Annotated in this window: 18 protein-coding genes, 1 pseudogene and 1 riboswitch; of the genes and pseudogenes, 4 read left to right on the top strand and 15 right to left on the bottom strand. The window is 47.8% G+C overall.

What is annotated here, in order from left to right:
* Positions 1-27 precede the first annotated feature (27 nt).
* The gene (locus JOE49_RS04305) at positions 28-984 is read left to right on the top strand and encodes a sugar kinase (RefSeq protein WP_209940622.1); all 957 of its coding nucleotides are present in this window, start codon (positions 28-30) and stop codon (positions 982-984) included.
* Between the two features lie 182 nt (positions 985-1166).
* Here the strand turns inward: JOE49_RS04305 and JOE49_RS04310 are convergent, their stop codons facing one another.
* Both JOE49_RS04310 and JOE49_RS04315 read right to left on the bottom strand, forming a co-directional pair.
* Entirely contained in the window at positions 1167-2180 is a 1014-nt protein-coding gene (locus JOE49_RS04310) for a LacI family DNA-binding transcriptional regulator (RefSeq protein WP_023990869.1), read from the bottom strand.
* 224 nt (positions 2181-2404) lie between these two features.
* A complete protein-coding gene (locus JOE49_RS04315; protein ID WP_023990870.1) occupies positions 2405-3814 on the bottom strand; it encodes an MATE family efflux transporter in 1410 nt (469 codons plus the stop codon).
* Positions 3815-4171: 357 nt separating this feature from the next.
* Between JOE49_RS04315 and JOE49_RS04320 the strand changes: the two genes are divergently transcribed.
* The 3 genes from JOE49_RS04320 to JOE49_RS04330 all read left to right on the top strand — a co-directional run bounded on the left by JOE49_RS04320 (position 4172) and on the right by JOE49_RS04330 (position 7670).
* The gene (locus JOE49_RS04320) at positions 4172-5179 is read left to right on the top strand and encodes an acrylyl-CoA reductase family protein (RefSeq protein WP_028540801.1); all 1008 of its coding nucleotides are present in this window, start codon (positions 4172-4174) and stop codon (positions 5177-5179) included.
* Positions 5180-5464: 285 nt separating this feature from the next.
* Complete coding sequence (locus JOE49_RS04325; protein ID WP_025721972.1) at positions 5465-6025, top strand: RNA polymerase sigma factor; 561 nt, start codon at positions 5465-5467, stop codon at positions 6023-6025.
* The gene (locus JOE49_RS04330) at positions 5985-7670 is read left to right on the top strand and encodes a DUF4179 domain-containing protein (protein WP_209940623.1); all 1686 of its coding nucleotides are present in this window, start codon (positions 5985-5987) and stop codon (positions 7668-7670) included. The genes JOE49_RS04325 and JOE49_RS04330 overlap by 41 nt, the downstream gene beginning before the upstream one ends.
* Positions 7671-7778: 108 nt before the next feature.
* Here the strand turns inward: JOE49_RS04330 and JOE49_RS04335 are convergent, their stop codons facing one another.
* The 13 genes and pseudogenes from JOE49_RS04335 to JOE49_RS04395 all read right to left on the bottom strand — a co-directional run bounded on the left by JOE49_RS04335 (position 7779) and on the right by JOE49_RS04395 (position 21738).
* The gene (locus JOE49_RS04335; protein WP_023990874.1) at positions 7779-8603 is read right to left on the bottom strand and encodes a carbohydrate ABC transporter permease; all 825 of its coding nucleotides are present in this window, start codon (positions 8601-8603) and stop codon (positions 7779-7781) included.
* A complete protein-coding gene (locus JOE49_RS04340) occupies positions 8603-9469 on the bottom strand; it encodes a carbohydrate ABC transporter permease (protein WP_209940624.1) in 867 nt (288 codons plus the stop codon). The genes JOE49_RS04335 and JOE49_RS04340 overlap by 1 nt, the downstream gene beginning before the upstream one ends.
* Positions 9470-9485: 16 nt before the next feature.
* Complete coding sequence (locus JOE49_RS04345; RefSeq protein WP_023990876.1) at positions 9486-10718, bottom strand: ABC transporter substrate-binding protein; 1233 nt, start codon at positions 10716-10718, stop codon at positions 9486-9488.
* A 153-nt stretch (positions 10719-10871) separates the two neighbouring features.
* A complete protein-coding gene (locus JOE49_RS04350; RefSeq protein ID WP_076295224.1) occupies positions 10872-11672 on the bottom strand; it encodes an ABC transporter permease in 801 nt (266 codons plus the stop codon).
* Positions 11669-12397, bottom strand: a complete 729-nt coding sequence (locus tag JOE49_RS04355) for an ABC transporter ATP-binding protein (protein WP_023990878.1) — start codon at positions 12395-12397, stop codon at positions 11669-11671. The genes JOE49_RS04350 and JOE49_RS04355 overlap by 4 nt, the downstream gene beginning before the upstream one ends.
* Before the next feature lie 344 nt (positions 12398-12741).
* Positions 12742-14818 (bottom strand): annotated as a pseudogene (gene abc-f, locus JOE49_RS04360) (ribosomal protection-like ABC-F family protein).
* Between the two features lie 103 nt (positions 14819-14921).
* Positions 14922-15065: an RAxF-45 family protein gene (locus JOE49_RS04365; RefSeq protein ID WP_016822706.1), complete on the bottom strand. Its 144-nt coding sequence runs from the start codon at positions 15063-15065 to the stop codon at positions 14922-14924.
* Positions 15066-15145: 80 nt separating this feature from the next.
* A complete protein-coding gene (locus tag JOE49_RS04370) occupies positions 15146-16324 on the bottom strand; it encodes an MFS transporter (RefSeq protein WP_160788426.1) in 1179 nt (392 codons plus the stop codon).
* 69 nt (positions 16325-16393) lie between these two features.
* Positions 16394-16493, bottom strand: a riboswitch (purine riboswitch).
* A 57-nt stretch (positions 16494-16550) separates the two neighbouring features.
* Positions 16551-17510 (bottom strand): acetylxylan esterase, encoded by a 960-nt coding sequence (locus JOE49_RS04375; RefSeq protein WP_209940625.1) that lies wholly within the window; start codon positions 17508-17510, stop codon positions 16551-16553.
* 11 nt (positions 17511-17521) lie between these two features.
* Positions 17522-18571, bottom strand: a complete 1050-nt coding sequence (locus tag JOE49_RS04380) for a glycoside hydrolase family 130 protein (protein ID WP_209940626.1) — start codon at positions 18569-18571, stop codon at positions 17522-17524.
* Positions 18572-18631: 60 nt separating this feature from the next.
* Entirely contained in the window at positions 18632-19465 is an 834-nt protein-coding gene (locus JOE49_RS04385; protein WP_028540810.1) for a carbohydrate ABC transporter permease, read from the bottom strand.
* A gap of 2 nt (positions 19466-19467) precedes the next feature.
* Complete coding sequence (locus JOE49_RS04390; RefSeq protein WP_053326360.1) at positions 19468-20352, bottom strand: carbohydrate ABC transporter permease; 885 nt, start codon at positions 20350-20352, stop codon at positions 19468-19470.
* A 66-nt stretch (positions 20353-20418) separates the two neighbouring features.
* The gene (locus tag JOE49_RS04395) at positions 20419-21738 is read right to left on the bottom strand and encodes an ABC transporter substrate-binding protein (RefSeq protein WP_053326361.1); all 1320 of its coding nucleotides are present in this window, start codon (positions 21736-21738) and stop codon (positions 20419-20421) included.
* Positions 21739-21745 lie beyond the last annotated feature (7 nt).

A 21745-nucleotide genomic window follows, 5' to 3' on the forward strand; every position in this document is an offset into this window, starting at 1 on the left:
GTTTACTAAACATAAGGAGGAATACAAATGACCGCAACATTGGATGCTGTTACCTTCGGAGAACCGATGGCCATGTTTTATGCCAATGAAGCAGGCTCTCTGGATGAGGTGTGTTCATTCACCAAAGCGTTGGCCGGGGCAGAGACGAATGTTTCAGCCGGTTTGGCGCGTTTGGGTCTACGGGCGGGACTCGTGACCAAACTCGGCGAGGATACGTTCGGCAAGTTCATTGCTAGTGCGCTACGTCAAGAAGGGATCGACACCCAGAACGTCATGTTTACCAAAGACCACTCTACTGGCATGCTGATTAAATCCAAAGTTACAAGTGGGGACCCAGAGGTGGAATACTTTCGCAAACATTCCGCCGCCTCCACACTAAGCATCGCTGATTTTAACGAGGCTTACTTTTCCGGAGCTCGCCATCTGCATTTTACAGGTATTTCTGTCGCCCTCTCCCCTGAGTGCCGTGATTTCGCACGACATGCACGGCAATTTATGAAAAAGGCTGGCAAAACCGTATCCTTTGATCCGAACCTCAGACCCAAGTTATGGCCTGACACGCAAACGATGGTGGAGGCGATTAACGAAGCATCTGAGGGGTGCGACTGGCTTCTACCCGGCATTCATGAAGGTAAAATATTGACAGGCTACACCTCACCGGAGGATATCGCTTCCTTCTATCTTGACCGAGGTACCTCGCTGGTCATCATCAAGCTGGGAACCGAAGGTGCATATTACAAATCCGCAGATGCTGAGGGATACGTCAAACGCTTCCGTGTAGAGCATGTCGTTGATACCGTAGGCGCGGGTGACGGATTTGCCGCAGGCGTTATCAGTGCGCTACTGGAGGGCTTGCCCCTGGCAGAGGCAGTCAAACGCGGTAATGCCCTTGGCGCACTGGCTGTCATGTCAGCTGGAGATATGGACGGCTATCCGACACGAGCCGAGCTGGAATCCTTTTTGCTCAGTGCCAGCACGAATTAATCCGGTTTTATTCCCCGCATAGCCTTCACCGCTATTAGCGCAAGCTCAACAAGGCCGAATCCAAAGTCAGCCTTAACTTCCAATAGCCCGTATTCGCGTTTGTACGATCTGAGCAGCATACGCATACTCAGATCGTACAAAGGAATACGGGCTATTTTTATAATATATGACACATTGCTCGTCTACAGCGTTTTGACGGATTCTCCCCGATTAATATCCGGTACAAATCGGTAGATAATCGGAACCGATTCGCCGCCCTCCTCAATGCTGGACAGCAGCGTCTTTGCCGCTTGCTTCCCCATATCCGCAATCGGTTGCGTAATAGTCGTAATCGGCGGATTGTAAATATGGGCAAACTCCGCATCGTCAATCCCGATAATAGACAACTCCACCGGAATGCGTATACGGCGGGCATTCACATATTTCAGCGCTTCTGCTAGCACAATATCATTCCCGGCCAACAGCGCAGTCGGTGGCTCTGGCAGCTGGAACAACTCCTTCAGTGTCTGCTGGATTTCTTCTCTCGGCACACTGCGCATATACTCTTCTCGAAATGGCAAGCCATGCTCCTCCAGCGCCTTTTTGTATCCGCTGAGCCGCTCCACCCGTGGAGTAATCCGATTCAAGCCAAGCGGCAAAGTAATCAGCGCAATTCGCTCATGTTTGTGAGCCACAAGTTCCTGAATCGCCAGCTTAATCGCCATTTCGTTATCCAGCAGCAGGCTGCGCGTATTCACCCCGTCTACCAAACGGTCCAAAAACACTAACGGATACTTTTCACGAATGAGCTGGTTGTAAATATCTGCATGCTTGCCTGTCGGGAAGATGATCAGGCCGTCCACCTGCCGAGCCTTGAGCATCTCAATATATTGGCCCTCCTTGTCCGGGTTTTCATCGGCGTTGCAAATGATCACCTGAATGCCAAAACGCTGCAATTCCTCCTCAATCGCACGGATGGACTGGATCGAAAGGGTATAGTCAATGTTGGCTACAATGACCCCGACCATAAACGTCCGGTTTTGCTTCAAGCTGCGGGCCAGCCCGTTAGGCTGATAGTTCAGCTCTTGAATAACCTCGGCAATCCGGTCTCTGGTCTGGTCGCTCATATATTTATATCGTTTGTTCAGAAATTGCGAGACAGTGCTTTTAGACACTCCTGCCTTCTGGGCAACATCTTCAATCGTCGGCTTCTTCATCGGTACACTCCTTGTCTTTCATGTACTGCGTTAGTGCAACAAAAGTATATCTTTTTTTTAGTAAATTTACCATACTTCTATTTATGAATGCCATTATGATATAAGTCGAACTTCAAAGTTGCCTATCGTGCCACCGTGTAGAAGTATGGTTCTCCAGCAGCAAAAAGAGGCAGCTCAAGATGTTCTCTTGAACTGCCTCCACGTAACCATAAATACTGCTCGGATCAGTGTGCCGGAACGGGCGTTGCAGACTGATCTGGTGTATCGTGCTCGACCAACGCATGCTTTTCCCATAACCGGCTTTTCCAGCGGGCATACATGATGACAGCACGAGTCCATTCATCAGCAGCAATCGCCAGCCACACGCCGGCGAGCCCCATGTCCAGCTTGAACACAAGCAGATAACCAAGCGGCAAGCTCATGCAGACCATGGAGATCAGACCCATAAAGACCGGGAACTTCGCATCTCCAGCAGCACGCAACGAGTTAATAATGACGATATTCGTTGTCCGGCCAGTTTCTAGCAGAATGCTAAGTAAAATGACCTGTGCTCCCAAACGAATAATTTCAGGATTTTCCGTGAACAAACCAAGCAAGGGAACACGGAAAAAGATGACCACCGCATCAATAATCACGGTCACGAGCAACGCCCATTTCACACTGGTCAGTACACGTTTATAGGCAGTATCCTTCTGTCTGGCTCCCACGAGCCTTCCTACCACAATAGCCGTACCCATACCGACTGCCATACTGAACAAGTAAATATAGCTTGAAATATTATTCGCATATTGACGTGTCGCCATTGCTTCTGCGCCCAGATAAGTCACGTACAGTGTGAAAATGAGCTGACACGACTGATACATAATGGACTCCAGCGCGGATGGTACACCAATGCGCAATATTTTAGAGATGAACTTTTTGGACAGTTGAACGTAATATTTCCACTCGACACGAACCTCAGTGACCCGGTACATCAGCCAGAAGAAGATCAAGAGACAAATAAAGCGGCTACCTACTGTAGAAATAGCAGCACCCTCTACTCCAAGTGCAGGCATTCCCCAATGCCCAAAAATCAAAACATAGTTGCCGACCACGTGGATCACGTTCATAAAAACCGATACATACATCGTTTCTTTGGTAAAACCATGTGTACGAATGGTCGCCGCCAGCGCATTAATCAATGCTTGAAGAAAAATGGCACCCCCGACGATGCTCATATACGACTCCGCGTAAGCCAGAATCTCACCCTGGACATTCAGCCATTGCAACATGTGCGTACCAAATACAAGAAAAATTACGCTAAGTAAAAGACCTACCATCAAATTCAACGTAATGGCCGTACCTGTAACCTGGGCCGCTTCGACTAGTTTCTTAGAACCGATATATTGAGCTACGACGATAGCAGCGCCGTTGCCGATAACCTCCAGTACAAGGATGGCAATTGAAATAATTTGATTGGACGCGCCCACACCCGACACTGCATTATCAGATACAGAACTGATCATGAACGTGTCGACGCTCCCCATTAGCATAAACAGAAACAATTCAAGGAAAATAGGCCATGTTAAACGGAACAAATTCAGTTCCTTAGCTTCGGACAATACCGAACCTTTTTTTAGTGCTCTGGTTGTCATTCATTCACCTTTCTTCATAGATTTATTTAACGATCAAAAGGTATGTTAGCACAGTCATTCTGAAAATACATCCCGTTTACGTAAAATGATTTGCAAAATGCGTAAGAATTCATTTATCACCCTCTTTATAATTGATTATCGAACTTTATTGAAACAGAATATTGCAAGAATATACCAGGAATCTGGTCTTTTCGACGTAATTATGAGCTAAAGAGTATAATAGAATACGAGCCTGTGAGCATTGCCGCTGACAGGTTGTGAAGATTGTTGTATGCTTCCTAAGCATAATTTGTGAATTAAAGATGGAATATATAGGACATTCATAGGGTTAAAAGGTAATAAAGGAGGCTTTTACAGATGACTCAATCATTTCAAGCTCTTGTCGTCGATCAGACGCAGGACGGTGAAGTTCAAGCAGAGGTACGTTCTCTGGAAGCTAGCAGTTTACCTGCTGGAGAAGTATTGATTCGTGTCGCTTATTCCAGCATCAATTATAAAGATGGGCTTGCTGCCCGCAAGGATGGCAATATTGTCAAAGCCTATCCGTTCGTACCAGGCATAGATTGCTCGGGAACCGTCGTCTCTTCGGAGGATAGCCGCTTTAGCGAAGGACAAGCGGTGCTCGTTACTGGATACGGGCTGGGTGTGTCTCAATTCGGGGGATTCAGCCAATATGCACGTGTGCCTGCGGACTGGGTGGTTCCACTTCCAGACGGACTCACGCCGAGAGAGGCGATGATTTTCGGGACAGCTGGATTCACCGCAGCCCTGTCGTTATATCGGCTGGAGCAAAACGGCGTTACTCCGGAGCAGGGCAAGGTACTCGTCACCGGAGCGACGGGCGGCGTAGGCGGGGCAGCCATTGCCCTGCTGAACAAGAGAGGCTATCATGTCGTAGCCAGCAGTGGCAAGGCTGATGCTCACGATTACCTCAAGGCGCTCGGAGCAGCCGAGGTCATTTCCCGCGAGGAGGTCTACGACGGTGCGGAGAGCATCCGCCCGCTGAGCAAGCAGCTTTGGCAAGCGGCTGTTGATCCTGTAGGCGGAAAGCCGCTCGCTTCGCTGCTCAGCCAAATCGCCTACAATGGCTCTGTAGCCGTGAGCGGCCTGACGGCAGGCACCAAGCTGCCTACGACGGTGCTGCCGTTTATTTTGCGCGGCGTAAGTCTGCTGGGCATAGACTCTGTCTTCTGCCCATACGACACCCGCGTAGCGATCTGGAAGCGACTCGGCAGCGAATGGAAGCCGGAGCGGCTGGAGCAGCTCGTTGAGCGCGAAGTCGGATTGGCTGACCTGCCAAGCGCGCTCGAAGACATCCTTGCAGCCCGCTCGCAAGGAAGAACGCTAGTACGGCTGGTTGACTAAGCAGAAGTATGTCCGCAAGCTAATCCGTAAACGCAGTTTCGCGTGAAGGAATGTTCATTCCGTAAGCTCTAGCTTCGGAAAATGTAAGAAGCCTGTAAATCTGCATTTTTTGAGATTTACAGGCTTCTTTTCGTTTATTGCTACTTCCTTATCCATAGATGAGCAAACAACATAGATACATCATGGTACATTTGAAGCAGACGGTTTACTTTTCGCAACCAAATGAACCTTTTGAGAACCTCAGTTGTTATATAGATAAACTGCACGAGAAAGGAGAGCACATCATTGGAGAGCAATCGAGAGTTGTTTGATTTGTATCAACGAGATGTATACCGAACCTGCTACTACATGGTACATAATGCATCGGATGCAGAGGATTTAACACAGGAAGTGTTTATCATCCTGTTTCGCAGCAATCGTGAACAGATCGAACAACTAAAAGCCTGGATTATGAAGATTACGGTCAATCATTGTCTGAATTACCTTAAACGCCAGAAAAGCCTGCATTTGAAGGTATCGGCTAATCCCTATCTATTTAGCGGGGCGGAAGGTAAGCCTGTAGACAGGCTGGTGGAAGAACGCGAATCGGCAGAGGAATGGGCCGTTTATATGAATCGTCTTCCAGCCAAAATCCGCGCTGTGCTGACACTCCGCTATATGCATGATTTCACGCTGGCGGAAATATCAAAACTGCTGGAAATTCCGCTGGGAACCGTCAAATCGAGGACTCACAAAGGACTAAAGTTATTGGAGCAAATATTGCGGGATGCAGGGGTACAAATTCCGGAGATGGAAGGAGAGAACTATGAACAACATAGAAAAGGCATTGAAGCGCAAGTTAAATGATGATTCGGAAATGGCCTATCCTGACTTCGATGAGATGTGGAACCGGATGGAACAGACAGGGCATACTGCCCCTACGCTAACCGACACTTCCAATTCATTCACTCCCCACCGACACAGAAATTGGCGCAAAATAGCTATCGCCGCCTCTCTGAGTGCACTTCTCGTTGCCGTTCCCGTCTATGCCGCCATCCACTATAATTGGGGCGATCTGCTGCACGGAAGAAGCGGCATTCAGACGGCACTAAATCAAGATCTTGGACAGCCCTTGGAGCAATCCGTAACCAGAGACGGAGTGAAGCTGACGCTACATACCGCTATTGTCGATGAGAACCGGACCGTGATTCTGTACAGCTTGGAGGTCGGAAAACGAGCAGAGAACGAGTTTTGGAATGTCAAAGGCGTATCGCTAAAAAGTGCTGCGGGGGAAAGCAGTGCAGGGGAATATAACTTTCAGCAATGGGACCCGAAAAATCAACGGTACAACGGGTACTTTGAAAGTGACTGGACACCGCAGCAAGAAACAGAGAACGTGCGGCTGACCGTAGATCATATTGAGCTCACCAGCGTTCAAGAACTGGAATTGCCGCTCGATATCACATCGTCTCAGATGCAGACGTTCAAGCTGGATCGTAATGGCTTACAAGATTTGAAGGTACAGGTATTCGAACAAGGGAAGGATAAGCTAATGCTGTCCTCGGCAATTACCTTCGATTCGTCGATACCCAAGAGATGGGATAATCCGCAAATTGTTGCTTATAGAGGCGGCGAGCCTGTGATGTCGCAGCCTGGAGGGGCTTTTGGCAAACCCGGAGATAACGGGGAGTATACAGCACAGCAATATTTTTCTAAAGCAGATATACCGGAAGGACAGACTACTTTCAAACTGCAATATGCACAAACTGAGAAAAGTATACATGAACCCATAAACTTTGATCTGCAGCTAAGCAAGAAGAAAATGGAAAGCGGAACGATTAAAAGCGTGCTGAACACCCCATTGGAGAACGGCAATCGAAATTTTACGCTAGAACAAATGATTGTCACACCTACACAAATCCGTGTCACGATCAGAAGCGAAAAGAAATTCGCCATGTTACCTTATCAAAAGTACTTTCTTTCTGTGAACGGCACAACGTTAGAGGGTAGTCGTTGGTCTTCACCTGATCAGGAACACGATCTGAACACGATTCGTTTTGAACGACCGTCCAATCTTGTGATTACCAAGGACACTCCTGTTACTTTTACAGGCAAATACAAAGTTACGACCCATTCGGATGACAAAACGCCACAGCGTTTAACTGATATTTCTGAGCAAAGGCAGACGCTAACGACGCAAATCGGTGGCTATCCTGTGAAGTGGACCTACTACAAACAGGGATCAGACTTATTCGTAGAAACCGAAAGCGAGGATGCTCACTTTGGAGGGATTAACCAGACGCATATTGGCCTGGGTAAAGAACGGATTATCGGCAAGCCGATCACAGCCAATTTTGCCGGAGACGGCAATAACAAGGCAGTGGATGTCTACAAGAACTTCAAAGGGAAGGAAGCTTCTATCTATATGTTCTATTATACAACGGACGACCCAGAAGCAGAGACAACCATACCCTTGCGGCCTCTGACAAGCAACAGCAAAGCATCTAAATAGCAATGTTATAAAAAGAGGGTCCTCTATACCTGTGTGAACCGTGGTATAGGGAACCCCTTTTTATTTTCCTAGTAAGGCACAGTCTGCCTGAGACGATTGACTCCCGCCCTACTTCACAGAACCTTGCGTAACGCCATTGATAATCCATTTTTGTGCAATCAGATAGACAATAATCATCGGCAGCAAGGCCATCAGGTACGAAGCAAAAGCCAGATTAAAGTCGGTATTGAACTGCCCCTGGAACACATACTGAACGAGCGGCAGTGTATACTGCTCTGCATCGCTGATAATAATGAGCGGCAGCAGGAAGTCGTTATATGTGGACAGACAAGTGAGAATTCCCACCGTAGCACTAATCGGCGCCATCAGCGGGAATATAATGCGCCAAAAAGTACCCCATGTCGTCGCACCATCTACCGTGGCTGCCTCTTCCAATGCCACCGGAATGGAGCGAATATAACCGACATACACGAAAACATTAAACGCCAAACCATACACCGTATGCAGCATAATAAGACCCAACAGATTAGTCATATGAAGGCCCGAGGCCAGTTTTACAATCGGCAGCATGATGATCGGGAACGGTATAAACATGGCGCTCACAAAGTAAAAATATAATCCCTTAAAAAAGCGTCGCTGCATATTACGGGCAATCGCATAAGCGACCATCGAATTGGTTAGCAAAGTGAGTATGACCGTCGATGTCGTGACCATCACACTGTTCTGAAAAGCGCTGAAGAAGTTGGTCATTTCCACTGCACGACTAAAATTCTCCCAATGCAGCTCGGTCGGAAAGGCAAAGGCGGAATGCGCCATCTGCTCGGGATTTTTAAGTGCTATCGTCACCGTCATATAGAGGGGAAACAGAATAAATATTGTCCCCAACGCTACCAGAAGCAGCACAGGCCAGTTGGTACGTCTGCTTGTTTTCATCAGTTATCCATCTCCCTTCTCTGGAGGAATCGCAGCTGTAAGATGGAAATGATCGCGATCACAATAAAGTAAATAACAGAGTTAGCCGACTGATAAGCAAATTCTCCGCCTCTAAAGCCTCCGGTGTATATCAGGTGGGAAATCGACTGGGTGGCCCGACCCGGCCCGCCATTCGTCAAAGCCACGATCTGATCGAACACCATCAGGGAATTTTTCATCGCCAATACCATATTGATCGTAAAAAATGGAGCAATTAACGGAAAGGTAATGCTCCAGAATTCGCGCCATTTACCCGCACCGTCCAAATTGGACGCCTCATACAGACTTGTCGGAATGGTTTGCAGCCCGGCCAGATAGAGAATCGTATTAAAGGCAATCCCCTGCCATACAGCTACGATGACAACCCCCACCCAAGCCAGTTGTTCGCTGCCCAAAATGTTCGTCGACAATGAGGTAATCCCTAAATTTTGCCCCCAAATCGTAAACACGTTCGAGAACAAGTAATTGAATATGTAACCCACGATTAGCACGCTCAAAATATTAGGCAGAAAATAAATACCGCGGAAAAAGTTACGAAACCGTATTTTAGCATTCAGCCCTAGCGCAATCAGCAAACTAAGGATATTAGTCGCAATGGTAACCACAACCGCAAATTTAAAAGTAAACCAGTATGCGTTCCCCACATTGTCATCCTGAAACAAATTAATATAGTTCTTAAACCCGACAAAGTGATACTGATGACCAAAGCCGTTCCAGTTCGTAAGCGAATAATAAAAGCCCTGCAAGGCAGGCAAGGTCAAAAATACAAAAAACAATAGCACCGCCGGCACCGTCATCCAGTAAAAAGTCGTTAGTCGCTTATTCATGTCTCCTCCTCCTCTCCTATCGGCGGTTAGCTACCTTATTCCACTCACTGTCTAGCTTGGCCAGATAAGCGTCGATGTCTCTGTTTTGCAGGAAGGCCTGCACAATAGAATTCAATTGGACCGCTTTGGGAATATAGTGATCGGCAAAATCAATGACGCGGCCCGATTTAAAATAAGGCAACAGCTCCGCCACACTCGGATCATCCTGCGTAACTCCCTTCACCGCCGAAAACAGCGTTTGCTCTGTAATGTATTGCTTGCTGTTCTCCGGCTTCAACAAGAAGGCAATGAACTCCTCGGCTTCCTTTTTATGCGGAGTGCTCTCCGATACGGCTAATAGTGTATCTATACCGGACACCAGTTTGACCGCCTTTTCGTCATTCCCTGTCGGTAATGGGAAAAAACCAAGCTCCACTTTCGGGTTGGCTTTGCGAATTTCAGATATGGCCCACGAGCCCTGAATGTACATCAATCCCTGCCCGTTAGCGAAGGCACGATTACCGTCGGCATAGTTTTTGCCAAAATTATCACCATGCCCGTATTTCAATAGCTCCAGCTGCTTTTCAGCAACCTCGCGGTACTTGTCCTGAAAGGTGACCTGATTTTCACGCCGTTGCAGGAAAAAATCAATGCCCACCAGATTCGGGCCCAGCGCATTAAAGGGGAGGTTCGTTTGCCAATCATCTTTATATGTAAAATAGAACGGGATTTTCCCAGCAGCCTTGATCTTTTGCGCCGTTGCAATCAGCTCATCCCACGTTTTAGGCACCTGTAATCCCATTTCCTTAAAAAGAGTTTTGTTATACATCACACCATTCGCATTCGCAGCATAAGGAATTCCATACACGGGATCGACCCCGGTCACATCCTTAAGCATTTTGAGGTAAATCGGGTCAATCGTACGTGGCAATTCTGTATTCGCCAGATCCGTAAAAATACCGCTTTGTGCCAAAATGGAGTAGGTATCTGTGGCCCCAAGCCCCACAATGTCAGGTACATCGTTTTTGACAACCCGGGTCAATAACACGGTCTCTGCCTCTGGCGGGTTGACCTGTGTCACTTCAATACCGGGATGTTCCTGATTGAATTGAGAGATTAGCTTATCGAATGAACCCTTGGCCTCCGGCTTGTTTTGAAAAAACTCAATTTTCACCTTACCCGAAGCATCGCCCTTGTTGCATGCGCTTACAAAAACAGCCAACAAAAGGATCGCCGCCAGTGTAGACAGCTTTTTGACCCAACTCCACATGCTCATACCTCCTTTTCCCCTATGTCAATCTATGCGGGACTAGACAATTAATACCCGTCCCTTATGGAAAAGAAACGATAAAAGATCCAACTGACCTCAAGCGGTCGGTTGGATCTTTCTTTTACTTTTATGATGTTCAGGCTACGGATGCCCCTAATACAGATAATCATCAGTCACAAAACGGCGGTATGCGCCCCAAGTAAAAAAGATAAGATATAGACTAACCACGGTGATAATCGCCCTATCCACAGACGAATTCCCGATTAAGGACCTATCTAATCCTGTATGCTGCATATATGGAATAACCATAAATGCGATCACATTGTATAGGTATGGGATATGAGAAACAAAAGAGACCAATTTTAAATACAATGAATCAAACAACAAAGAGCCCAGATTGTAAACCATACAAACACCGATGGCATACGTCACACTTTTGCTATACATAGCGATAAAACAATAAAAAGAGCTTATTGCTAATAATGAGGCAAGCGCCCAACCATAGTATTTAAGCATCTGCAGTCCTTGAGATCCGGACAGCCCAGCATCACTTACATCATAGGAAAGAGTCCATACTTCAACGATCACCTGCGAGGATACTGCAAATACAATGAGAAGAAACAAAATAGTAACATTTAAAACCAGCAGCTTACTCCAGAAAATCTGCCCGCGGGTAAATCGGCGCATAAATAACAACCGCAGTTGCCCGCTTCGAAATTCCTCTGTGTATACAGCAGCAGCTAAAGCAGCCACAGCTATGTTGCATACTAAAAACAAATTCTCACGCAGACCAGTAACGACAAAGTTTAAGGATAATACCTCTACAGGAACCTTCATCGTGCGCAAAAAATATACTCCTGTCGAACAGGCTAGAATCGGTGTACATAATACCATGAGCCAGAACCACTTCCGTCTCCACAATCGCTCGAACTCGCTGTATATTAATGATTTCATAGTCCCATCAATCCCATAAAAGCATCCTCTAGCCGTTGGCCGTCCTCTACTAATTGATCAGTAGGTCCCTGCCAAACTAGCCTGCCCTCTTTGATAACAACGAGTTCGTCACACATCTGTTGCAGTTCATCCAACAAATGACTGGAGATAAAAAAGGCATAATTCGCTGAATCACGTAGCTGAAGCACAATATCTTTCAGCTCCTGCATTCCCATAGGATCAAGCCCATTGGACGGTTCATCCAGCAATAAAAGCTCAGGAGTCCCCAGCATGGACTGCGCAATACCTAGCCTTTGCTTCATTCCCAGCGAATAGGTTTTCACCTTGTCATCTCCCCGTGTTTCCAGCCTCACCTTTGTAAGCAACTCTTCAATATGTGTCTCCCGATCTGAGGACGCAATCTCAAAGTGTAACCGTGACAAATTGCGCAAAACCTGCCTGCCTGTCATATAATCAAAAAAAACCGGAGATTCAATAATAGCCCCCACCTTGGACAGCGCCTTTTCCCGATCCGTCTGTACATCATATGAGGCTATCTTTACAGAACCGCTGGTTGGCTGCATTAATCCGGTCATGATTCGCATCATTGTAGTTTTACCAGCTCCATTAGGTCCGATGAATCCATAGATCTTCCCTTTCTGAAGCTTAAAAGAAACACGGTCTAACAAGTGCCTTTTTCCCATTTTTTTCGTTACCTGACTGACCTCTAGTAAGGAGTCCGACATACTATTCCCTCCATCCATAACAAATCACAACATAGTTCCAACGCGTGCATTTGATATGTAAGATCATGATGGATAACACAAACTTCATTTAACAATGACTCATATTATTTATTCAATTTAAAAAGTATCATATGTTGCGAAATGCAAACAACTTTCTTTATATGTAAAATATAATAACAATAATATATCAATACCATTTATCTTAATTAATGGTCATTAATTTTTGTGATGATATCTTTGTCTTTTCACTGCAAAAAAGGTAGCCCTTCAGTAAACGTTCTACCTCAGGGCTACCCTCTATATAAAATAAACTGTTTTCTAGCCAGTAACTACTAGCCTGTCACCTACTCCAACTCAACCCACTCGCCGAGCAACGTGTCCAGCTCGGCTTGCAACCGCTCACGCGCATCCCACAGCTCCGCCATGTGGATTGTGTCGCCGCTTGTGCCGAGCAGCTCCAGCTCGGCATCCGCCGCCGCCAATTCTGCTTCTTTGGCGGCGATGGCCCGCTCCAACCGCTCGCTGGATGCAGCGGGCGTGCGTGATGGCTTCGCGGCCTTCGCTTCGCGGGCCCCAGACCCGGCAGCGGGCGAGCCCAAGCGATTTGAGCGTGCACGGCTCGCATCGGCTCCCGCAGTCGCTCCCGTATGCGCAGCCGGCCCCGTGCCATTGCTCGCTGCACTGGAATGTGCAGCTGTGCCCGAGCCTGAGCCGCCACCGGATGCGGCTCTGCTTGCAGATGTCGGGCGCGTCCCGGTACCCCCCCTCGCTCTGTAGATGAGCGTTTTCCAGCTCCCGCTTCTTCGCTCGGTACTCATCAAAGCTGCCCAGATAAAAGGTCAGCTTTCCAGCCTCCAGCTCCCACACGCGTCCTGCCAGCTTATTCACAAAATAGCGGTCATGTGAAATCGCCAGTACCGTTCCCGTGTAGGTGTCTAACGCTTCCTCCAGCGCCTCGCGTGAGTCAATGTCCAGATGGTTCGTCGGCTCATCCAGCACCAACAAATTTGGCTTTTTCATGACCAGCAACGCCAGCCGCAAGCGGGACCATTCGCCACCGGACAGCATGCTCACGGGCTTAAACACATCAGCACCGTAAAACAAATACTTCGCTAGTAACCCGCGTGCCTCACCTTCTTCCACCCCTGCTTCCTCCTTGAAGTAAGCAAGCACAGTCGCCCGGCTATTCCGTTCTCTCTCTTGCTGCGCCAAATATCCATACTCCACGCGCGCACCCCACTGGACTGTGCCTGCATCCGCGCTTTCCTGACCAAGCAACAGCTTGAGCAGCGTCGTTTTGCCTGAACCGTTATCGCCCAGCAAGGCCACCTTTTCACCGAATTCCAGGCTGCCCGTTGCCCCGTTTAATATCTGACGCTCTCCATAGGCTTTAACGATTTCTTCAAACTGCAGCACCCGGCGACCGGAACGATCCTCCAGCTTTAAGTGAAATTCCGCCCCCTGCGGGTCCAATACAGGCCGCTTCACCAGCTCCATACGCTCCAACGCCTTACGAATGGAGGCTGCTTTTTTGAAAAACTTTTCGTTGTCGCCATTGCGCCCCCACTCTTCAAAACGCCGAATGGCCTCTTTCATCTTTTTGATCCGCTTTTGCTGTTCCTTATAATCTTCAAATTGCAGTAGCAATCGTTCTTCCTTTTCCTTAACATAGCCGCTGTAGTTCGTATAATACGTAAACGCCTCGCCATCCTCAAGCTCAATCATTTTAACGGCGACCCGATCCAGAAAATAACGATCATGAGATACAACCACACACGCACCTGTGTAGCCCTGCAAAAATTGCTCCAGCCATTCCAGCCCCTTCAAATCCAGATGGTTGGTCGGCTCATCCAGCAGCAACAAATCCGGCCGCCCGATGAGCTGTGATGCCAGCGCTATTTTTGTTTTCTCTCCACCCGACAGCGACCCGAAGCTGCGCGTATACATTCCTTTGGGAATACGCAGACCATCCGCTACCTGGTCAATGTTTGCATCCATTTCGTAGCCGCCGTTGCACTCAAACCGTTCCTGCAAGGCAGCATACGATTGCAGCAGCTTCTCCAGAAGGCCCACGTCTGCTGCCACAACCGGATCTGACATTTCCCGTTCCAGTGTGCTCATCTGATTGCGGCAATCCTTCAGCTCACGATAGGCGTAAGCCAGCGTTTCGTACACAGTAAAACTCTCAAACTCCGCCGGAATTTGCGGTAAATAGCCGATTTTCGTATCCTTGGCGATGACGAGCTGCCCTTCATCCGGGCGGGACAAACGTGCGATTAGGCGTAATAGGGTGGTTTTACCGCTTCCGTTGCGGCCGATGAGTCCCACCTTTTCTCCTGTATGGATATCAAACGATGCACCATCCAAAATCAGATTGGCAGCGTGGTATTTTTTCAATTGTTGGCCGTTTACTATATACATGTTCAGGCTCTCCTTTTTTTAGGAAGACCCTTACCCGGGTAACACAAAAAGAGCCGCAGGAGCAACCCCGCGACTCTTCGGAAGATACAGCAATCCGTTCGAGTTAAGGTAGGCGTCTTCTCGCGATGTTTACAACCGTATGATTAAAATTGGACAGACTTCTCCCGTTGTATGGAAAAGCATGAACAATGCCAGCCATAGCAATCGGCAGCTGGCTAATACGGTTGTTCAGCATCTCGTGATTCACCTACCTCACCTCCTTCTTCATAATTGTGTGTAGTATAACATGTTTGCTCGTATTATAAAAGAGGGTGATGGTCCAGCAAACTATGAAACAGAATGGTGCCCTCCGACAGCCTGGGATGTCCCGGCTCTGGTAATCGAAAATACGCCGCAGACAAAAGCAACAATCACAAATGCCCCACCCACCCAAGCGTTCGTGGCAACAGATTCACTATTCTCAATCACTACTCCTCCCAAGGCAGAACCGAGAGCGATCCCGACCTGAAGTGCGGAGAAATTAAAGCTTTGCTGAATACTACCCGATTCGGGTGCATTTTCAATAAGATAACTTTGCATCGGGGGCGACAAGGCCCAACTCAGTATGCCCCAGATGATCAATAATGGCGCAAATACATAAATCGAGTGGATTGAGAATGGCAGCAGGAACATCACGGCGATAAACACGCCTACGACGACTAAAATACTTTTCGCTGTGCCGAACCGATCTGCCAAAGAGCCGCCAATAAAACCGCCGCTCACTGCCGCCAGCCCAAAGACAAAATAGGCCACACTAACCCACGAAGCGTTTAAGCCCATCATATTTTCTAAAAACGGAGTGAAATACGCATATAACGTGTAATGACCCGCCAGTGTCAGCGTGGTCACCAGATGAGCACTGATGACTTTAACATTTTTCAAGGATTTCAATTGATCGCGCATAGGTACAACATGTTCCGTCGGAATCCGCTCCATAAACAAGTTGATAACGATCATAGCAACGACCGTCAACAAGGCAATGATCAGGAAAAGCACCCGCCAGCCAAACGCATTTCCAATCAGCACCCCGGCTGGAATACCTAGAACGATGGAGGAGCTAACCCCCATGGAGATGACACCAAGGACACGGGCCTGATAAGCCTTGGACACCACTTTGACTGCAATGGTCAGTGACAATGTCACGATCAGCGACCCGCTTGCAGCGGTAACGATACGGGATACAAACAAGACAGCATAATTCGGACTCCAGAAGGCCAGCAGACTTCCCAGAATAAAGATAAACATCGACCACAGGTACAGTCGTTTTCGTTCAATTTTGGCGGTCAACGCCAACAAAGTTGGCCCAGCAATAGCATACACGAGCGCATAGATCATGATAAGCTGTCCTGCCGTGCTTACGGAGACATTCAAATCCTGTGCAATTTGGGGTAGCACACCACCGATAATCAGCTCCACCAAACCCACCGTAAAGGTCGCAATCGTTAAAATAACTACTTTGAAGTTCATTACATTAACTCCTTTGCTGTCATGTAAATTCCCTCGTATTACGCAAAAAAATCCTGACCACAAGAAATGTACAAGACGTACACTTTTTGTAATCAGGATTTATCGGTTCCTGGTAGAGACCCTCAAACCATATTATTGAGGTTATACAAATGGGGCATTCATTTATTACGCATTCACGAAGGTTATAGCTATTACTATAAAGGAGCCTGTGGCTAAGTTCAACCCCCTACAGCCGCAAAAATTCGCTCATGGCACGATCCGACAGATAGGGTAGATACTCATGACCGTATTCGTGATACAGGAGTATTTCCTTGTCTGATACGATTTTATTGTACACCGCAAACTGCGTGGAGGGTGGACAGATGGTGTCCGACAGCCCTGTCACAAACAACACACGACCACGAATACGATCTGCCAAATGTTGAATATCGATGTAGCCTAGTCGGTGAAAGAGCTCCTCCTCGCGCATATGATTCGGATCAAACCAACGAAAATAATAAACCAGTTCTTCATATGCAGATGTAGTGGCATCCAGCGCCCAAGATCTTTTATAGTCCGACAGAAATGGATATACCGGAACTGCCATACGGACACGTGGCTCCAATGCAGCGCAGGCAACCGTTAAGGCCCCTCCCTGGGAGCAGCCAAATGCGCCGATCCGTTCAGGGTCGACCTGCTCCATAGACATCAGAATGCGTACCGTCTGCACGGTATCCAAAAATACATTGCGGTAATACATCCGATCCGGGTCCGGGTCGTCAATCCCGCGGATAATATGGCCGCGAACCGTCGTTCCTTGAACCTGCAAATTGTCCTCTGATAGCCCTCCTTGCCCCCGGCAATCCATAGCCAGCACGGTGAATCCGTGTGCCGCATAGCTTACCTTGTCGAACCAGTCACCACTGTCGCAGGAATATCCATGAAACATGGCCAACGCTGGACCTTGTTCCGTAAGGTGCTTAGGACGAGCCAGCTTCCCATGAACCTTCGCTCCGCCCACTCCAGTAAAATATAGATGGTAACACTCCACCATCGGAGAGACAAAATCAGCAGGCTCCAGTGTATAATCAAGCGGCTGCCGCTCCAGCTCCTGTAATGCCCGTTCCCAGTATGCGTCAAAGTCCGGCGGCTTCGGGTTACTCCCTATATATGACTGCAATTGCTGTAAAGACATATCCTCTGGCATTCAAGTTCCTCCTACATCCGGCCCGACTCGCGGTCGTCTGCGACCACTTCATCCGTTGCGATAACATACTTCATAATGTCAGTTACTGTCGTGTATGCGATACCTACATACGTGTCAGCGGCTCCATAATAAATCGCAATCCGCCCAGTGTCCGCATCATGCAGCGTAGCACACGGGAAAACCACATTCGGCACAAAGCCCCGTTCTTCGTACCATTCCTCTGGGGTCAGCACGAAATTGGAGGAACGATATTTAACTTTAGACGGATCATCCAGGTCAAGAACGGCTACGCCCATACTGTATACCAGCCCATTGCACGTGCCCGTCACCCCGTGGTAGAACATCAGCCAGCCCTCTGTCGTCTCAATCGGGGCCGGTCCGCCGCCAATCTTTACCGATTGCCACCAGCCCTGTCCGCCCTTGCTCATGACATGACGGTGCTTGCCCCAATAGACCAAGTCAGGACTTTCACTTAGAAAAATGTCGCCAAACGGTGTATGTCCGCTGTCGCTCGGACGGGATAGCAACATAAAGTTTCCGTTTAGCTTGCGGGGCAACAGCACACCATTGCGATTAAACGGCAGGAACGGATTTTCCAATCGTACAAAGCTTTTAAAATCCTTTGTTTGTGCTATTCCCAACGCTGCACCGTAAAAATCTGTACACCAGATGATATAATACGTATCCTCCACGCGGACCAGACGCGGATCGTAGGCATAATTAGGCTGGTAATCGCTTCCTTCCTCATCGACCAAATGCAGACGTTCTGTCTCAATGTCCCAAGCCAACCCGTCGTCACTCCAGCCTAGATGCAAATGCGGACGTCCATTAATCGTTTCAGCCCGGAATACCCCTACAAACCGTCCCTCATACGGGGCTACTGCACTGTTGAAAATACGGGCAATACCCGGCACCGGATTGCGTCCAATGACTGGGTTTTCAGTATGCCTCCACACCGGAGCCTCGCTACCTTCCGGCTTATCCTGCCACGGCATTTTCGACAAACTTTCTCCCACAATTCGTACGTTACCTACATCCAAATCCACATTCAATTTACTCATACGTATATTCTCCTCTCACCGAGATACTTGATCTCATCATTTTTCTATTTCGCCGTTATTCTATTTCACTGAACCCTGCGCGAATCCGTTATAGATATATTTTTGTAATGATAAAAACGCAATCAGCGTCGGAATAATGGCAATGATAATGCCCGCGCTAATAACTTCCCATTGCGAGCCATATGGCCCTTTAAACTTGAACAGCGCCGTCGATATAACCTGAAGGCTTGTTTTGGGCATATACAGGAACGGGGTGTAAAAGTCGTTGTAAATATTAACGCCCTTGATAATGATCACCGTCACAATGGCAGGCTTCAGCAGGGGCAAGATAATGCGCCAGTAGATCGTCAGATAGGAGGCCCCATCCAACATGGCCGATTCATCCAGCGCCACCGCAATGGAATCCAGAAATTGCAGAAAAATATACACCGCAATAATATCCGTTCCCAAATACAGCAAGATTGCCGCCCAAGGCGTGTTAAACAGCTCCAGCTTGTTGATAATTTGAAATGTCGACACCTGTGTCGTTACCCCCGGAATGAGGGTCGCGAGCAGGAACGCTCCGAGCATAAGACTTTTGCCCTTAAATTTAAAACGGTTCAAAATATACGCGATCATGGAACCCGTTAACGTGGCTCCGATGATCGAAATCAACAGGATAAAAGCTGTGTTCACAAATCCGGTCAGCATATTTCCGTTAATAAAGGCTTTGGTATAGTTAGCCCAATTCAGCCAGTTCACGGGGGGAGTCAGAGGACTGGTTGCCGCATATTCAGTCTTCGTCTTCAAAGATGCAAACAAAATGACGACAATCGGCAGCAGTGCAATGAACGCACCTAGTAGTAGCGCCGCATACTTGATGCTGCTAGCCAGTATTATTTTCAGCTTATACATGATTAGTCCTCCTCTCCCCGAATTAGCAACCGTTGAAGCAGCGTAACAGCGATTACGATCAGCAGCAGAACAACCGCCATCGCCGAGGCCAAACCGACCTTGCTGTATTTGAATGCCACATCAAGCGTTTGAATGACGAATGTTTCGCTACCGTTGGAGCCACCGGTCATAATATACGGAATATCGAATGCACTGACCGCACCGCTAATTGCCAAGATGAGATTCAACTGCAAAATCCGCTTGATGCTCGGCAAAATAATTGAGCGGAACTGATGCCAGCGGTTGGCTCCATCGATATCGGCTGCTTCATACAAATCACTGGATATGGAAGAAATCGCACCCAGAAACACAATAAAGTTAAAGCCCATGTATCTCCAGATCGACGTGCCAGCCAGCGAAATATTGATAATCTCCGGGTTGCCCAGCCACAGCTTGACATACGAACCCAGCCCCACTGCCTGAAGCAGGGTATCGAGCGTGCCGTCTGGCTTAAAAAAGAATAGAAAAATAAAACCAATGGCCACCCCGTTCATTAGGGAAGGAAAAAATAAAACGCCTTTAAAGAAATTTTTAAACCAGGTCTGAAAGCTGAGAATGGTTGCAAAATAAAGGGCCAGACCCATCTGTACAAACGTGGCTACAAAGTAATACAGACTGACCTTAAACACCGAGAAATACTCGGGGTCGGTAAAGATTTTGATATAGTTTTCAAAACCCACATATTCCAGACGCTTACTATAGCCGTTCCAGTCCGAAAAGCTGTATTTAAACATATTGATCACCGGCAAGTACGCAAAAGTGATCAGCAGCGCTAGCGGAATAAATGAAAAGGCAACAATAATCGCCAATCTTTGTTTGGAGTAGCTGAGATTCGAAAATTTTAACATGCTGCACCTCCTGGCTATCCGTCCATCGACTGCTACGTCGATCCTTTTTTTCGTCAGTTCAGATGGCTATTTTGCTTCCTTTGCAGCCACTTCAGCACGCGCCTTCACCCATGCATCGTTCAGGTCTTTCATAATAGCGTCATACGATTCCGGGCGGTTACCAACCGCTGCCTCAATAATGCGTTTCTTGAAATCGGGCTGCCACAAACCAATTTCGCCCATTTTGTCTATTTTATCAACAATTCCTTCCTGTCCTTTTTGAGACGGAGTAAGCGTTTCAAAAACGACTCCCTGATCTTCGTATTGCTTCAAAATGCTAGGCATTGGGGCACCCTTCAGCGGACTAATACTGCCTGCCTGCTCTACAGCATAGTTGGACTTTTCGGTAAACCAGTCCACCCAAGCACGGGCCGCCGCTTTATTTTCACTGTTTACGTTAATACCGAGATTAAAATCACCCGCTAGCGGTACAAGTACCTTCGAGGCATTCGTCGGGAAAGGCATAAAACCGATATCTTCCTTGTTAGGAGCTGTGCTTTTGATCTGGTCAATCGCCCAAGAGCCAAGTACCATCGCACCGATTTTGCCTTGAGCGAGATCCGCCTTGGAGGTCTCCCAATCCGTAGTCGTTGGATCTTTTTCAATCAGGCCTTTTTTAGCTGCATCGTACAGGACCTTATACAGTTCATAGTGGGGCTGTCCTTTCGTGAAATTGTCATCTGTATTTGGCTGTGTGATATTCACGTATTCCTTCGTACCCGCCAATGTTGCCAGACTAGACTCCCACTGGGTCAGTGCCCAACCAGAGGCATAGTTCGTAAACAGCGGCACTGCCTTGGTTTTGTCCTTAATCTGCTGTAACGCTGTTAGGAATTGGTCCGGTGTTTTGGGAAGCTGCGTGATTCCTGCGTCCTTGAACACCTTTTTGTTATAAATCACACCAGAGTAAACCATCGCAATCGGAATACCGTAACTGTTATGATCCACCGTACGTTCTTCAAGGCCGGTATACTTGTTTTTCATCTCCTCATAAGTACCCAGTGGCTCGAAAAAATTGGGCAGCTCTTCAACTGGAATACTGCCAGGAATCAGCAAAACATCTCCATAATCCCTGGTCCCCATACGGATTTTAATTTGACCCTCATAATCGGCCAATGCCTGAAAATTGACCTTCACGTTCGGATAAAGTTTGTTAAATTCCTTGGCGTAATCCTGAAATACGGTATCCACAATATCAGTCCGCTGTGTGATAACCGTAATTTCACCTTCCACACCCTTCGGATCAGAGCTGGCAGCTGGCTCATCCTTCTTTGAGGTACAGCCAGTAAACAGCCCCGCTAACAAAACCACGGATAGTAATGACATCAAAACCTTGGACAACTTCATGAGACGA

Origin of the sequence: Paenibacillus sp. PvR133, assembly GCF_017833155.1 — a bacterium.
In the GTDB taxonomy this organism is placed as follows: domain Bacteria; phylum Bacillota; class Bacilli; order Paenibacillales; family Paenibacillaceae; genus Paenibacillus; species Paenibacillus polymyxa_B.

Bases quoted from the DNA above. Each gene is read 5' to 3' on its own strand.
- JOE49_RS04315 (WP_023990870.1), bottom strand. From the start codon at position 3,814: ATGACAACCAGAGCACTAAAAAAAGGTTCGGTATTGTCCGAAGCTAAG.
- JOE49_RS04310 (WP_023990869.1), bottom strand. From the start codon at position 2,180: ATGAAGAAGCCGACGATTGAAGATGTTGCCCAGAAGGCAGGAGTGTCT.
- JOE49_RS04375 (WP_209940625.1), bottom strand. From the start codon at position 17,510: ATGCCAGAGGATATGTCTTTACAGCAATTGCAGTCATATATAGGGAGT.
- JOE49_RS04390 (WP_053326360.1), bottom strand. From the start codon at position 20,352: ATGTTAAAATTTTCGAATCTCAGCTACTCCAAACAAAGATTGGCGATT.
- JOE49_RS04385 (WP_028540810.1), bottom strand. From the start codon at position 19,465: ATGTATAAGCTGAAAATAATACTGGCTAGCAGCATCAAGTATGCGGCG.
- JOE49_RS04340 (WP_209940624.1), bottom strand. From the start codon at position 9,469: ATGAATAAGCGACTAACGACTTTTTACTGGATGACGGTGCCGGCGGTG.
- JOE49_RS04380 (WP_209940626.1), bottom strand. From the start codon at position 18,571: ATGAGTAAATTGAATGTGGATTTGGATGTAGGTAACGTACGAATTGTG.
- JOE49_RS04350 (WP_076295224.1), bottom strand. From the start codon at position 11,672: ATGAAATCATTAATATACAGCGAGTTCGAGCGATTGTGGAGACGGAAG.
- JOE49_RS04395 (WP_053326361.1), bottom strand. From the start codon at position 21,738: ATGAAGTTGTCCAAGGTTTTGATGTCATTACTATCCGTGGTTTTGTTA.
- JOE49_RS04305 (WP_209940622.1), top strand. From the start codon at position 28: ATGACCGCAACATTGGATGCTGTTACCTTCGGAGAACCGATGGCCATG.
- JOE49_RS04370 (WP_160788426.1), bottom strand. From the start codon at position 16,324: ATGAACTTCAAAGTAGTTATTTTAACGATTGCGACCTTTACGGTGGGT.
- JOE49_RS04355 (WP_023990878.1), bottom strand. From the start codon at position 12,397: ATGTCGGACTCCTTACTAGAGGTCAGTCAGGTAACGAAAAAAATGGGA.
- JOE49_RS04335 (WP_023990874.1), bottom strand. From the start codon at position 8,603: ATGAAAACAAGCAGACGTACCAACTGGCCTGTGCTGCTTCTGGTAGCG.
- JOE49_RS04320 (WP_028540801.1), top strand. From the start codon at position 4,172: ATGACTCAATCATTTCAAGCTCTTGTCGTCGATCAGACGCAGGACGGT.
- JOE49_RS04330 (WP_209940623.1), top strand. From the start codon at position 5,985: ATGAACAACATAGAAAAGGCATTGAAGCGCAAGTTAAATGATGATTCG.
- JOE49_RS04345 (WP_023990876.1), bottom strand. From the start codon at position 10,718: ATGTGGAGTTGGGTCAAAAAGCTGTCTACACTGGCGGCGATCCTTTTG.